Raw genomic sequence first — 13,176 nt, forward strand, 5'->3', positions numbered from 1 at the left:
GGCGTGCCCGGCTAGAACAGCTCCACTTCGTCGTGCGCCACCTTCTGCTTGAGCGAGGCGCTGGCCACCAGGTCTTCGTAGTAGCGCACCTGGTTGCGCCCGTGCTCCTTGGCAAAGTACAGCGCCTGATCGGCGCGGCCGATGATCTCCACCGGCGCGCCGCCATAGGCGCCGGCAAAGCCGATGCTGACCGAGATATGCCCGATCTGGGGAAAGGCATGGCTTTCGATGGCCACGCGCAGCCGCTCCAGCGCCTGGCGGGCCTGCGCCAGCGTGGCTGAACGCAGCAGCACCACGAACTCCTCGCCGCCGAAGCGGAAGATCCGGTCCTGCGCACGAAACAGGCTGCGCAGCTGGTTGGCCACCAGGATCAGCACCTCATCGCCATACAGATGCCCGAACTGGTCGTTGACCCGCTTGAAGTGGTCGATGTCCACCACGGCCAGCCACTGGCTCGGCGCATCGGGGCCGTGGCGCGCATCCCAGCTGTCCGCGCCGGACTGGCGGGTGAACTGCTCGTCGAACGTCTTGCGGTTGAGCAGGCCGGTCAGCGCGTCGCGCTCGCTGTAGTCCAGCAGGCTCTGGTAGTTCTGATAGACCAGGTGCACGCCAGAGACCACGTCGCGCTGGTGGCGTGTAAAGGCCTTGGGCTGGGTGATCTCCAGGCAAGCGTGGGCGCGCTCGCCCAGCCATACGGGCATCCACAGCGTGTGTCCGTGCTCGTCGATGCGCTCGGCGCTCTTGCCGCCGGCGGCGATGCACCGGGCCAGCTCGGGCAGGCAGCGCAGGGCGATCGCGGCCGGGTCGTCCAGCGCTTCAAGTTCGCTGGTGACGATGCGCTCGCCGTCGCTCCAGCTGCGCGGGCGCAGCCAGGTCTCTGCGTCGCGGGTGACCATCTCCAGCGCACGCACGCGCGTCTCGCGGCCCTGCAGCAGCAGCGTGGACACCACCGAGACCTCCAGCCGCAGGTGGTCGCGGTGGGCGGTCATCTCGGCCAGGTTGCGCAGCAGGGGTTTCATGGTGGTGGCTTCAACAGGGAAGAAAGAACAGGCCGGCGATCGGCTCAGGGCGACGAGCGGCGGCGAAACACCAGGTCCCACACGCCGTGGCCCAGTCGCAGGCCGCGGTTTTCGAACTTGGTCAGGGGCCGGTAGTCAGGCTTGGGCGCGTAGGCCTCGGCCGTGTTGGCCAACAGCGGCTCGGCGGACAGTACCTGCAGCATCTGCTCGGCATAGGGCTGCCAGTCGGTGGCGCAGTGCAGGTAGCCGCCGGGCTTGAGGCGGCTGGCCAGCTTGGCGACCAGCGGCGGCTGGATCAGCCGGCGCTTGTGGTGGCGCGTCTTGTGCCAGGGGTCGGGAAAGAAGAGGTGCACGCCGTCCAGCATGCCTGGCGCCAGCATGTGCTCCAGCACTTCCACGGCGTCGTGCTGCAGGATGCGGATGTTGTCGATGCCGTGCTCGCCGATGCGCTTGAGCAGCGCGCCCACACCAGGCTCGTGCACCTCGCAGCACAGGAAGTTGTCGCCAGGGCGCACCTGGGCGATATGGGCTGTGGCCTCGCCCATGCCAAAGCCGATCTCCAGGATCAGCGGCGCCGTGCGGCCGAAGGCGTCGGCCGCGTCCAGCAGCCGGCTCTGGTAGTCCAGCACATAGCGCGGGCCCAGCTCCTCCAGAGCCTTGGACTGGCCGGTGGTGGTGCGGCCGGCGCGGCGCACGTAGCTTTTGATGCCCTTGGGGTGGGCGACGTCGGCCGGCGCACCGGCGGCAGGCAAAGATTGCACGGGAGAAGAAGAGGAAGAAGGAGGGGTTGCCATCACGGGGGCGGATTGTAGGTTCGCGCCCAGGCGCGCGCCCATAGGGCAAGCCCTTCGCCCGTCGTGGCACCCGCGGGGGCGGCGGGCAGCGCCAGGGCGCTGGCGGCTTGGGCCAGGGCTGCCAGCGGCTGGCGCTCGTCAATGGCGGGCGCGCCGTGCTGCTTGGACAGCTTCTCGCCATCGGCGCCGCGCACCAGCGGCGTGTGCAGGTAGCGCGGCGTGGGCAGGCCCAGGGCGCTTTGCAGCAGGATCTGGCGCGGGGTGTTGTCAGCCAGGTCTTCGCCGCGCACCACGTGGGTGATGCCCTGGTCGGCATCGTCCACCACCACCGCCAGCTGGTAGGACCACAGGCCGTCGGCGCGGCGCAGCACGAAGTCGCCGACCTGGGCGGCCACGTCCTGCTGCTGCACGCCCAGCCGGCGGTCGTGCCAGGCCACCCCTGTCTTTGCTATCGAAAAATGAGCTGCCAGCGCTTGAGAGGCAAGCGCTGCAGGCTGATTTGACTGATATTTCTCGGTGTGCAGGCGCCAGGCCCGCGCAGTCCGCCCGCCCAGGCCGGCGCGGCAGGTGCCGGGGTAGGGGCGCTCCACGTGCCGCTCGTGGGCCAGGCCACGCGCCGCCAGGGCCGCATCCACGTCGCGCCGGGTGCAGGCGCAGGGGTAGGCCAGGGCGCGCGCGCGCAGCGCGTCCAGCGCCTGCTGGTAGCGGTCCGCGCGGCTGGACTGGTACAGAGGCGGCGCGTCGGGATGCAGGCCGCAGGCCGCCAGCTGGGCCAGGATGCGCTCGCTGGCGCCGGCCGGGCAGCGCGGCGGGTCCACGTCTTCGATGCGCACCAGCCAGCGCCCGCCGGCCGCGCGCGCGTCCAGCCAGCTGGCCAGGGCGGCGACCAGCGAGCCGGCGTGCAGCGGTCCGGTGGGCGAGGGGGCGAAGCGGCCGATGTAGCCCAAGGGCTGGAACAGGCTTTAGGCAGCAGCCAGGGCCAGGGACAGACCGGAGACGAACGCGTCCTCCAGCCGATGGCCCAGGCACCAGTCGCCGCAGGCGCCCAGGCCGGTGGCGGCGTCCCAGACGAAGGGCTGCCCCAGGGGGCTTTGCGTCTGCGCATGCGGCCAGCAGCGCACCTGGCTGTGCGTGGGCGCGGCGTGGATGCCGGTGATCTCGGCAAAGGCGCGCGTGAGCTTGTCGCGGATGCGGGCCGGGTCGTCGTTCAGGTGCTCGGCCGACCACTGGGGCGAGGCCTGCACCGTCCAGCGCTCGATCTGCGCGCGGCCGGGCTTGCTCGATTCGCGCGCCAGCCAAGCCACACGGTGGTGGGTGCTGCGCGCGGCGTTCCACTGCGGGCCCAGCGTGGTCAGGCCCGGGCGCACGGCCTGGGCAAAGGCCAGCATCAGCGTCCAGCAGGGGGCGATGTGGGTGTCGGCCAGGGCCTCGCCCCAGGCGGGCGCCACGGCGCAGCCGGCGAGCAGGTCCTGGGTCAGCGGGGCGGGCAGGGCGAAGACCACGCCGTCGAAGCCGGCGAAGGTGCGCGTGCCGCCATCGACCGAGACGGTGCGCAGCTGCCAGGCCAGGGGGCGCATGGGGTCGCGCTCGATGTGGGTGACGGCGGTGTGCGTGTGCAGCCGGCCCTCGCTGGCCAGGGGCTGGCTCCAGGCCTGCACCAGCGCGTCCATGGTGGGGGTGGCCACCCAGTGGGCCTCGCCGGGCGGCGGCGCGGCGGCGGCCACGCGGCCCAGCGGGTCGAGCACGCGCACGGTGCTGGCACTCCAGCGCCGGCACAGGCCGGGCACGGTGGCCAGGGCGCGCTCGAAGCGCTCGTCGCGCACCGTGAAGTACTGGGCGCCGGCGTCAAAGCTGCCGTAGGTCGTGTCCAGCGAGCCGGTGCGCCCGCCGGCGCGCGGCAGCTTTTCCAGCACCGTGACGTCGTGCCCGGCCTGCGCCAGCGTGCGGGCGCAGGCGATGCCTGCCATGCCCGCCCCTACGACGGCAAAGCGGCGCGGCCCGGCGGGCGTGGCGGTGGGTGACATGGTGGGCTGGGTGTCTCTCATGGCGGGCCTTCGCGCGGGGTGTGGGGGCGCCCGGCGCGTGGTGGCCGGGCGGGTGCCGGCCCTACTCTACACGCGCCCCGGCGGGTGGCGATGAACTATGCCGGGTGGTTTTCCAGCAGCGCGCGGCGCGTGGTGCTGCTGCGCAGCTGCTGCAGCCACCACTGCAGGGCGCGGCCGTGGGCCTCGGGCCGGGCTTCGCGCCACATGTAGGCCAGGCGCACGCGCCGCACCGGCCGGGCCACGCGGCGCAGCACGAGCTGGCCACTGTCCAGGTAGGGGCGGGCCATGGCTTCGGGCAGAAAGCCGCAGCCCAGGCCGAGCAGCTGCGCCTGCACCTTGGCCCGCAGGCTGTGCACGGTGAGCACGTCCTGGCCCGACAGGATGCCCAGCGTCACGTTGCTGTGCCGCCCCGAGTCGGCCACGGCCACCAGGCGGTGCGCGCGCAGCGTGGCGTCGCTCAGCGGCTCGGGCAGATGCGCCAGCGGGTGGTGGGGCGCGACGGCGAAGACGAAGCGCGCCTCGCCCAGCGGCTCGGCCTGCAGGCCGGCGATGTTGGGCGAGGGCACGGCCACGCCGATGGCCAGGTCGGCCTGGCCGGTGATGAGGGCCTCGGCCGTGCCGCTCAGGATGCCCTCGCACCACTTCAGCCGCGTGGGCGGCGACTGGGCGTAGAAGGCCTGCACCAGCTCCAGCAGCGTGCCTGGGGAGACCACCCCGTCCACCGACAGCGTCAGCTGCGCCTCCCAGCCGGTGGCCACGCGGCGCACGCGCTGGGCGATGGCGTCCATGTCCTCCAGCAGCCGCGTGCCGTCGCGCAGCAGGGCCAGGCCGGCTTCGGTGGGGCGCGCCTGGCGCGCGCCGCGGTCAAACAGCAGCACGTCCAGCGCGTCCTCGATCTGGCGCACGCGGTAGGTCAGCGCGCTGGGCACCAGGCCCAGCTGGCGCGCGGCGGCGGCAAAGCTGCCGGTGTCGGCAATGCTTTGCAGCAGGGCCAGGTTGTCGGGCGTGAGGGCGCTGCGGGGTGTGGACATGGGACGGGCGCGAGGATTCAACGGCTTTGAATGATGCCGTCAATCGCCCAGCACCCGCGCGCGCCGCCTGCGCCCTACGATCAAACGCTTTGCCGCACCCCACCCCAGGAGCCCGCCATGCAGATTCTTCGCCCATCGCACGAGCGCGGCCAGGCCGACCACGGCTGGCTGCAGTCGCGCCACAGCTTTTCGTTCGCCGACTACCACGACCCGCGCCACATGGGCTGGGGCAACCTGCGCGTCATCAACGAAGACCGCGTGGCGCCGGGCATGGGCTTTGGCACGCACGGCCACCGCGACATGGAGATCATCAGCTACGTGCTGTCGGGCGCGCTGGCGCACAAGGACAGCATGGGCAACGTGGAGACTATTCCCCCCGGCGACGTGCAGCGCATGAGCGCCGGCACGGGCGTGATGCACAGCGAGTTCAACCACTCGCGCGAGCAGGCCACGCATTTCCTGCAGATCTGGATCCTGCCGGATGCGGCCGGCGTTGCGCCCTGCTACGAGCAGGTCAGCGTGAAGGACGGGGACAAGCGCGGGCGCCTGGCGTGCATCGTCGCCCCGCAGGGCCAGGGCGGGGCCTTGAGCCTGCAGGCCGACGCGCGGCTGTACGCCGGCCTGTTTGACGGCGCCGAGAGCGCGCGGCTGGCGCTGGCGCCCGGCCGCAAGGGCTACGTGCATGTGGTGCGCGGGCGCGTCGAGGCCAACGGGGCGCCGCTGCAGGCCGGCGACGCGCTGCTGCTGCAGGATGAGCCGGGCGTGTCGCTGGCGCGCGGCGAGGGCGCCGAGGTGCTGGTGTTCGATCTGGCGCCTTGAAGGACTGCTATTGTTTCAATAGCTACCAGCGCTTGCCTGGCGGGCGCTGGAGGGCTATTTGGCTGGCATTCGCTGCCACTGACCGTCGATGCGCATCTCGTGCGGCAGGAAGCGCGCCTTGTAGTTCATCTTGGGGCTTTGCGCGATCCAGTAGCCCAGATAAACGTGCGGCAGGCCCAGCGTGCGGGCCTGCTGGATCTGCCACAGCACGTTGTAGGTGCCGTAGCTGGCGCCTTCCTCGGGCTCGTAGAAGGTATAGACGGCCGACAGCCCGTCGTCCAGCACATCCAGGATGGAGACCATCTTCAGCGCGCCCGCTTCCTGGCCCTCGGCCGCAGGTTCGCGGAACTCCACCAGGCGTGAATTCACCCGGCTTTGCAGCAAAAACTGCGTGTACTGGTCGATGCTGTCGTGGTCCATGCCGCCGCCGGCATGGCGCGCGTTCTGGTAGCGCAGGTACAGCTGGTAGTGCTCCGGCAGGTAGCACAGGCGCAGCACGCGCACCTGCAGCTGGGCGTGGCGGCGCTGGGCGCGGCGCTGGCTGCGGTCGGCGGTGAAGTGCTCTGCCAGCACGCGCAGGGGCACGCAGGCTTGGCAGCCATCGCAGTGCGGGCGGTAGGTGAACATGCCGCTGCGCCGAAACCCCTGCGCCACCAGCTCCGAGTACACCGCACCCTGGATCAGGTGGCTGGGCGTGGCCACCTGCGAGCGTGCCTGCGCGCGCGGCAGGTAGCTGCAGGCATACGGCGCCGTGGCGTAGAACTGCAGGCTTTGCAGGGGAAGGTCGTTGAGTTGCGTCACGCGTCTTTCAGGGGCAGAAGTTCATCCCAGTATAGGGAGCTCCATTGCCAGGAAAAGTCGGGCTGCGCGCGCGCCTGCGCCACGTGCGTGAGAAATTGCGCGCGTGGAATTTCGTGCGCTCCCAGCGACGCCAGGTGGCGGGTGTTTTGCTGGCAGTCGATCAGCTGCACGCCGCCGCGCCGGCACAGCGCCACCAGCGCGGCCAGGGCGATTTTCGAGGCGTCGGTGGCGTGCGCGAACATGGATTCGCCAAACACCGCCCGGCCCAGCGCCACGCAGTACAGCCCGCCTACCAGGCGCCCGTCCACCCAGGTCTCCACGCTGTGCGCGTGGCCGGCGGCGTGCAGCTGCTCGTAGGCCGCCACCATTTCCGGCACGATCCAGGTGCCGCCCTGGCCGGCGCGCGGCGTGCCGGCGCAGGCGCGGATGACGGAGCTGAAAGCGCTGTCCACGCGCAGCTGGCAGCCGGGCGTGGCGCGAAAGCGCTGCACGGTCTTTCGCAGCGAGCGGTGCAGCCGGAACTGCGCCACCGGCAGCACCATGCGCGGCTCAGGGCTCCACCACAAAATCGGCTGGCCTTCGCTGAACCAGGGGAAGGTGCCCTGGCCATAGGCCTGCACCAGCCGCGGCACCGCCAGCGAGCCGCCCGCCGCCAGCAGGCCGGGCGCGGGCGACGCGTCGTCCCACGCCTGCCCGGGCGGCGGCAGGGGGTCGCCCGCATTCAGCCAGGGCAGGGGAAAGGGCATGGCGGATACTACAGAAACGATAGCTGCCAGCGCTTGATTGGTGGGCGTTTGAGGCCAAAAAGGCTATAAATCAAAGGCCCAGCACCTTGGCCACGTAGTCCGCGTCCTTGTCGCCGCGGCCGGACAGGTTGACCAGGATGTGCTGGTCTTTGCCCAGCGTGGGCGCCACGCGCATGGCCCAGGCGACGGCGTGGGCGCTTTCCAGTGCCGGGATGATGCCCTCCACGCGCGACAGGCGCATGAAGGCATCCAGCGTTTCCTGGTCGCTGGCGACCTCGTAGCGCACGCGGCCCAGGTCCTTCAGGTAGCTGTGCTGGGGGCCGATGCCGGGGTAGTCCAGGCCCGAGGCGATGCTGTGCACGGCGGAGGGCACGCCGGGCGCGTCCTCCAGCACGTAGCACTTCATGCCGTGGATCTCCCCGGGCTTGCCCATGGTCAGGGTGGCGGCGTGGCGGCCGGCCTTGTCCGTGCCTTCGCCGGCGGGTTCCACGCCGACGAGCTGCACCTGCGCGTCGTTCAGGAAGGCGGTGAACATGCCCATGGCGTTGGAGCCGCCGCCCACGCAGGCGGCCACGTAGTCGGGCAGGCGGCCGTGCCTGGCCTGGAACTGCTCGCGCGCCTCGCGCCCGATGATGGCCTGGAAGTCGCGCACCATCATGGGAAAGGGGTGCGGGCCGACCACCGAGCCGATGGCGTACAGGTAGTCCTGCGGGTTGTTCAGGTATTCCTCGAAGGCGCTGTCCACGGCCTCCTTCAGCGTGGCCGCGCCGCGCGTGACCGGCACCAGCGTGCAGCCCAGAATGCGCATCTTGGTGACGTTGGGGTGTTCCTTCTCGATGTCCACCTGGCCCATGTGGATCTCGCACGGAATGCCTACCAGCGCGCAAGCCGTGGCCAGCGCCACGCCGTGCTGGCCGGCGCCGGTCTCGGCAATGACCTTCTTTTTGCCCATGAACTTGGCCAGCAACGCCTCGCCCAGGCAGTGGTTGATCTTGTGCGCGCCGGTGTGGTTCAGGTCTTCGCGCTTGAGGTGGATCTGCGCGCCGCCCAGCTGCTCGGACAGGCGCCGGGCATGAAAGATCGGGCTGGGCCGGCCCACGTAGTCGGCGAACAGCTGGGCCAGCTCGTCCTGGAAGTCGCGCCTCTGGATGATCTCGGCGTAGGCGGCGTTGATGTCGTCCATCGCCTGCTTCAGGTGCGGCGGCACCAGCTGGCCGCCGTAGGGGCCGAAGAAACCGGCGGCGTCGGGCATGGGGGCGAACGTGGGCTGTTGGCTCATGGTGCGAAACAAAAGAGGGCGGGTTGACGGAGGGTTTGGCGCCGCCCGGCACGCGGGCGCGGGCGCGCCGGCCATTGTGCCCTGCGCACAACGGGCCATCCGCGCGGGCGGCGGCGCACGCTGGCGCGGCTTCCCAGGTGCATCAGGCGGGTGCCGCGCTGCCCAGGCGGGTGGCACGGGCCGGCGGGTTCGCGCAGCATGGCCGGCGCGCGGGCTGCACTCTGCCAGCGCTCTGTCGATCCACCGGGGCAGGCTGCAGCCGCGGCTGGCCGCCAAGCGCACCACCTTTGGCCAATCGCCCGGGTCCCGGCCTGCGCCACACCCCTTGCGCTGGCGCGCAACGTGCAGCAGCTGCTTAAAAACCAGGCAGTAATGAAGATTCCCTTGCAAATCAAGGGCCTGCGCTCGCCGTACAGCGGCTTACGCAAGTTATCCACAGATCTTTCCAGTGCTGGTGGGGACAACCCGGGCGCCCGTGGGCACCGGGTGTTGGCGCCATAATTCCGCGCCGGCCTGATTTCTTGGGCCTTTTTTCCAGACTCCAGGAGTTCGCGCATGCACATGATCACTGCCGTCATCAAGCCCTTCAAGCTGGAGGAAGTGCGCGAAGCCCTGGCCGAATGCGGCGTGACGGGCCTGACGGTCACGGAGGTCAAGGGCTTTGGCCGCCAGAAGGGCCACACGGAGCTGTACCGCGGTGCGGAGTACGTGGTGGATTTCCTGCCCAAGGTGAAGATCGAGGTGGCCGTGCGCGGCGAGGATGTGGACCGCTGCGTGGACGCCATCGTCGCGGCCGCACGTACCGGCAAGATCGGCGACGGCAAGATCTTCGTGACCGCAGTGGAGCGGGTGGTGCGCATTCGCACCGGCGAGCTGGACGAAGCGGCGATCTGAGCCAGCTGGCCGGGCCGGCTTCGGCTCAGCTCAGATGACGTCGCGCAGCCCGGTCGCCGGCGGCCGGGTGCCGGCCTCCTGCACCAGGGCGGCAAGCAGCGTGTCCACGTCGTCGCCCGTGCGCACCAGGCCCATCTGCCACTCGCCCATCAAGCCGCTGGCCACGCTGTGCTGCAAAAACTGTAGCAGCTGGGCGTAGTAGCCCCCCACGTCCAGGATGCCCACCGGCTTGTCGTGGTAGCCGAGCTGGCGCCAGGTCCAGACCTCAAATAGCTCTTCCAGCGTGCCGATGCCGCCCGGCAGGGCCAGGAAGGCGTCGCTGCGCTCGGCCATCATGGCCTTGCGCTCGTGCATGGTGGTGACGATGTGCAGCTCGTCGCACAGCGGGTTGGCCAGCTCCTTGTCCACCAGCGACTGCGGGATCACGCCGACCACGCGCCCGCCTGCCTGGCGTGTCGCCTCGGCCACCGTGCCCATCAGGCCACTGCGCCCGCCGCCATAGACCAGCTGGCCGCCGTGGCGCCCGATGAAGCGGCCCACGGCCGCGGCCGCCTGGGCAAAGCGCAGATCGCTGCCGGGACGCGAGCCCAGGTACACACAGACGGAAAAGGCGACGTCAGCCACGGACCATTCTTTCAAAAAGGGCGGCGGCAAAGGCCCCACCGCACAGCAGCAGGCTCAACAGCACGGCGGCGCTGCCCATGTCCTTGGCGCGGCGCGACAGCTCATGCCACTCGGGGCCGATGCGGTCCACCACGGCTTCAATCCCGGAGTTGAGCAACTCCACGATCAGCACCAGCAGGGCCGTGGCACACAGCAGGGCCGTCTTCACCCAGTCGCCCTGGCCGAGCCAGCAGGCCAGCGGCAGCAGCACCGCGGCCAGGCAGGCTTCCAGCCGGAAGGCCTTTTCGCCCCAGCCGTCGGCCAGGCCGCGCAGCGAATGGCGCCCGGCGTGCAGCAGCCGCACGAGGCCGGTGCGGCGCTTGTGCGCTGCGGCGGCAGCTTCGGCCGGCAGGATGGGCTCAGGCATCGGCACCTTTCGGGGGCTTGCGCCGGGTGGCTTCATGGTGGATGAGCCGGGTGCCGGCCAGCGCGTCGTGCAGAAATTGCCGCTGGGGGTGCAGGCGGCTCAGCAGCGCCCACACGAGCACCCAGCCCGCCATCAGCACCAGCAGCTCGCCGCCCGACAGGTGAAAAGGCGCCAGCAATGCCAGCGGCGGCAGGAACCACAGCCAGCTCAGCACGTAGCGCGCCAGCGCCCGCGGCTGGCTGACATTGCGCCCGGCCCGGTCCACCAGGCGGATGTGCCAGGTCTTCATGGCCAGCGTGTGCCCGCGCGACCAGAACCAGGTGAAGTAGATGCCGAAGACCACGAACAGGAAGGCCTGCAGTGCGTGGCGGTTGTCCAGCGCATGGCGGGTCTGCGTAAGGGTGCTGAACAGGTAGCCGGCGATGAACACCACGCCGAACATCAGCATGCCCTCATACAGCCAGCAGGCCATGCGCCGGCGCAGCGCAGGGGCTTCAAGAGGAATGGCCACGGCGTCGCCAGCAGGCAAAGATGGCCCCTGGGGGCGGGAAGCAGACATCTCGGTGGAAGAGGCGAGGGTGACGAAGGTGGGAAAAGCGCGCCGGCCGCCCTCGCGCGGGCTACTGCGGCGGGTGCAGCGGCTCCATGTGGCCGCTCAGCGGCTCCTGCGGCGGCGCCGGGGGCGACTCGACGCCCAGCGGCAGGGGCGGCAGCGACTGCGGCTGGGCCGAGGGCATTTCGACGGGCCTGGTTTCTACCACAACCGGCGGCGGCACCGGCAGGGCCTGCGGCAGGTGCGGTTCGGCGGGGCGGGGAATCTTTGGCGGGTTGGCCACGGCGGCCGGGGCGCTGATGGCCGCAGGCACGCGCACCAGCTTTTTGGGCGAAGGCCGCACGGCGGTGGCCGCGCCTGCAGGCCGCCGGACGGCACGGGCGGCCAAGCGTTGCTTTTCTTCCTCGCTCAGCGCCTGGTAGGCCTCCCACTTGGCGCGTTTGCTGTCCGGGGCGAGGGCGGTGGTGGCGGCGTAGTTCAGCCGCGCCTGGCTGCGCTGCTGGGCGCTGAGGCTGGCCCAGTCGGTGAGGCGGGCCAGCATCTTTTCCTGCTCGCGCGGGGCCAGCGAGTGAAACCCGGCCGCCAGCTTGAGCCAGTGCAGCTTCTGCGCCTCGCTCAGCACGCTCCAGCGGCTGGCCAGCGGGTAGAGCGCTTCCTTTTGCGCCGTGGTCAGGGCGCTCCACGGCGGGCCCACTTCGGGCTGGGCCACGGCGCGCGTCTCTCCCGCTGCCCGGTGCCGGCTGTCGGCCAGAGCCTGCACGGGTACCGGCGTGCTGGGGGCCATGCGCACCCAGCCGATCGCGCGCCACCCCGTCGCGGCAAGTCCGGCCAGCAGCAGCGATGCCAGCACGAGGGCTGGCACCAGGCGTGGGGAGCGTTGCGGCGGAGAAGCTGTCATTCAGTGCGGGCGGGCGCGGGCAGGGTCAGGGATTTTGCCCCGAAGCCCGCAGGTACTGGACGAAGCCCGGATCGGCATAGGCCGAGGGCGGCAGGTCGTCGGCCAGCAGGGCGGTATCGACTTCAGCCATCTCGGCGGCCAGCGTCTCGTCCTGCGAAATGTTGATGAACACCAGCCCGGCCAGCAGGGCCGTCAGCGGCACGGCCGAGACCAGTGCGCGCCACCAGGTGCCGCCTTCGCGCCCGCCGCCACCGCCCAGGGCCGCCGCGCCGCCACCCAGGTGCACCACGGCATCCTGTACGGCAGGACGTGTGGCATGCGCGGCTGCCGGGCGCCTGCGCCGCTCCAGCGCTTGCATGCGCGCGGCGCGCAGGCGTTCGGTGATGTCATAGGGCAGCTCGCTGCTGGCCTCGGTCAGGCGCGTCGCGATGCGGCGGGCGTAGGCATCCATCGCCAGCGAGGCGTCGGCAGTCGGTTCGGGGGTGCGGTTCATAGCGCGATTCCTTTGGCCTTCAGGGCGCGGCTGAGGGTCTGTACGGCTCGAAAACAGTGGGTCTTGACGCTGCCTTCGGAGCAGCCCATGGCTGCCGCGGTTTCGGCAACATCCATCTCTTCCCAGTAACGCATCAAAAATGCCTCGCGTTGACGTGCGGGCAGCGCCTGTATCTCGGTTTCGATGCGCTGCAGGATCTGCCTGCGGCGCACGGCGTCTTCCGCGCTCTGGACCGCCTCGCCTTCCGGCGCGCCGGTATGCACTTCCAGCAGGTCGAAATCCCCGCCGTCGTCATGGGAGCTCTCGAAGTCGCCCAGGTTGCTGAACAAGGCATTGCGCGTCTTTTGACGGCGAAACCAGTCCAGCGTGCTGTTGGTGAGAATGCGCTGGAACAGCATGGGCAACTCGCCCACGGGCTTGTCGCCATAGTGTTCGGCCAGCTTCAGCATGCTGTCCTGGACGATGTCCAGCGCCGACTCCTCGTTGCGCACGTGGTACATCGTGCGCTTGAAGGCACGTTTATCCACGCTCTTGAGGAAATCGGACAGCTCTTGCTCGGTAGCCAAAAAGAAGGGCCCCGCAAAGGGCAGGCAGCGGATGGCGGCCGTCCGGCGCGGGGGCGTGCTGCCGGGCGCGCCAGGGGCGGTAAGCGTGGGATTATCGCATCGGCGCCCCACAAAAATGCGGCGCTTGGCTCGCCCAGGTCATATTGCGGTGCAATAATCGCGCAATCCAACAAGGCAAACGGGTCCCGGTTCGGCGCAACACATATGG

General features: G+C 70.4%; 16 protein-coding genes. 2 read left to right on the top strand and 14 right to left on the bottom strand.

What is annotated here, in order from left to right; all coding sequences use genetic code 11:
• Positions 1 to 11 precede the first annotated feature (11 nt).
• The 5 genes from C7H73_RS08915 to C7H73_RS08935 form a co-directional block, all read right to left on the bottom strand.
• The gene (locus C7H73_RS08915) at positions 12 to 1,019 is read right to left on the bottom strand and encodes a GGDEF domain-containing protein (RefSeq protein WP_106846315.1); all 1,008 of its coding nucleotides are present in this window, start codon (positions 1,017 to 1,019) and stop codon (positions 12 to 14) included.
• Between the two features lie 44 nt (positions 1,020 to 1,063).
• Positions 1,064 to 1,813 (bottom strand): tRNA (guanosine(46)-N7)-methyltransferase TrmB, encoded by a 750-nt coding sequence (trmB, locus tag C7H73_RS08920; RefSeq protein ID WP_227001451.1) that lies wholly within the window; start codon positions 1,811 to 1,813, stop codon positions 1,064 to 1,066.
• Entirely contained in the window at positions 1,813 to 2,760 is a 948-nt protein-coding gene (gene gluQRS / locus C7H73_RS08925; protein WP_106846317.1) for a tRNA glutamyl-Q(34) synthetase GluQRS, read from the bottom strand. Before gluQRS ends, trmB begins: the two co-directional genes overlap by 1 nt.
• A 15-nt stretch (positions 2,761 to 2,775) precedes the next feature.
• Positions 2,776 to 3,858: an NAD(P)/FAD-dependent oxidoreductase gene (locus tag C7H73_RS08930; protein ID WP_106846318.1), complete on the bottom strand. Its 1,083-nt coding sequence runs from the start codon at positions 3,856 to 3,858 to the stop codon at positions 2,776 to 2,778.
• A 95-nt stretch (positions 3,859 to 3,953) separates the two neighbouring features.
• On the bottom strand, positions 3,954 to 4,889 hold the full coding sequence (locus C7H73_RS08935) for a LysR family transcriptional regulator (RefSeq protein WP_106846319.1): 936 nt from the start codon (positions 4,887 to 4,889) through the stop codon (positions 3,954 to 3,956).
• 117 nt (positions 4,890 to 5,006) lie between these two features.
• On the opposite strand from C7H73_RS08935, the gene C7H73_RS08940 reads away from it, so the two are divergent.
• Positions 5,007 to 5,708 (top strand): pirin family protein, encoded by a 702-nt coding sequence (locus C7H73_RS08940; protein ID WP_106846320.1) that lies wholly within the window; start codon positions 5,007 to 5,009, stop codon positions 5,706 to 5,708.
• Positions 5,709 to 5,762: 54 nt separating this feature from the next.
• Here C7H73_RS08940 and C7H73_RS08945 read toward each other — a convergent pair whose 3' ends face one another.
• The 3 genes from C7H73_RS08945 to trpB form a co-directional block, all read right to left on the bottom strand.
• Complete coding sequence (locus C7H73_RS08945; RefSeq protein WP_106846321.1) at positions 5,763 to 6,509, bottom strand: arginyltransferase; 747 nt, start codon at positions 6,507 to 6,509, stop codon at positions 5,763 to 5,765.
• A complete protein-coding gene (aat, locus tag C7H73_RS08950) occupies positions 6,506 to 7,255 on the bottom strand; it encodes a leucyl/phenylalanyl-tRNA--protein transferase (RefSeq protein ID WP_106846322.1) in 750 nt (249 codons plus the stop codon). The genes C7H73_RS08945 and aat overlap by 4 nt, the downstream gene beginning before the upstream one ends.
• Positions 7,256 to 7,325: 70 nt before the next feature.
• A complete protein-coding gene (gene trpB / locus C7H73_RS08955; protein WP_106846323.1) occupies positions 7,326 to 8,534 on the bottom strand; it encodes a tryptophan synthase subunit beta in 1,209 nt (402 codons plus the stop codon).
• 555 nt (positions 8,535 to 9,089) lie between these two features.
• Here trpB and C7H73_RS08960 point away from each other — a divergent pair.
• Positions 9,090 to 9,428, top strand: coding sequence for a P-II family nitrogen regulator (locus tag C7H73_RS08960; RefSeq protein WP_106846324.1), 339 nt, complete (start codon positions 9,090 to 9,092; stop codon positions 9,426 to 9,428).
• Between the two features lie 30 nt (positions 9,429 to 9,458).
• Here the strand turns inward: C7H73_RS08960 and C7H73_RS08965 are convergent, their stop codons facing one another.
• The 6 genes from C7H73_RS08965 to C7H73_RS08990 all read right to left on the bottom strand — a co-directional run bounded on the left by C7H73_RS08965 (position 9,459) and on the right by C7H73_RS08990 (position 12,968).
• Complete coding sequence (locus tag C7H73_RS08965; RefSeq protein WP_106846325.1) at positions 9,459 to 10,052, bottom strand: LOG family protein; 594 nt, start codon at positions 10,050 to 10,052, stop codon at positions 9,459 to 9,461.
• Positions 10,045 to 10,458 carry a diacylglycerol kinase gene (locus C7H73_RS08970; RefSeq protein WP_106846326.1) on the bottom strand — a complete coding sequence of 138 codons (414 nt, stop codon included), beginning with the start codon at positions 10,456 to 10,458 and terminating at the stop codon, positions 10,045 to 10,047. Before C7H73_RS08970 ends, C7H73_RS08965 begins: the two co-directional genes overlap by 8 nt.
• On the bottom strand, positions 10,451 to 11,017 hold the full coding sequence (locus C7H73_RS08975) for an RDD family protein (RefSeq protein ID WP_106846327.1): 567 nt from the start codon (positions 11,015 to 11,017) through the stop codon (positions 10,451 to 10,453). Before C7H73_RS08975 ends, C7H73_RS08970 begins: the two co-directional genes overlap by 8 nt.
• A 61-nt stretch (positions 11,018 to 11,078) precedes the next feature.
• A complete protein-coding gene (locus C7H73_RS08980) occupies positions 11,079 to 11,909 on the bottom strand; it encodes a DUF3106 domain-containing protein (RefSeq protein ID WP_106846328.1) in 831 nt (276 codons plus the stop codon).
• A gap of 25 nt (positions 11,910 to 11,934) precedes the next feature.
• Positions 11,935 to 12,402 carry a DUF3619 family protein gene (locus C7H73_RS08985; RefSeq protein WP_106846329.1) on the bottom strand — a complete coding sequence of 156 codons (468 nt, stop codon included), beginning with the start codon at positions 12,400 to 12,402 and terminating at the stop codon, positions 11,935 to 11,937.
• Complete coding sequence (locus C7H73_RS08990; protein WP_106846330.1) at positions 12,399 to 12,968, bottom strand: RNA polymerase sigma factor; 570 nt, start codon at positions 12,966 to 12,968, stop codon at positions 12,399 to 12,401. The genes C7H73_RS08985 and C7H73_RS08990 overlap by 4 nt, the downstream gene beginning before the upstream one ends.
• Positions 12,969 to 13,176 lie beyond the last annotated feature (208 nt).

This window comes from Pulveribacter suum (assembly GCF_003013695.1).
In the GTDB taxonomy this organism is placed as follows: domain Bacteria; phylum Pseudomonadota; class Gammaproteobacteria; order Burkholderiales; family Burkholderiaceae_C; genus Melaminivora; species Melaminivora suum.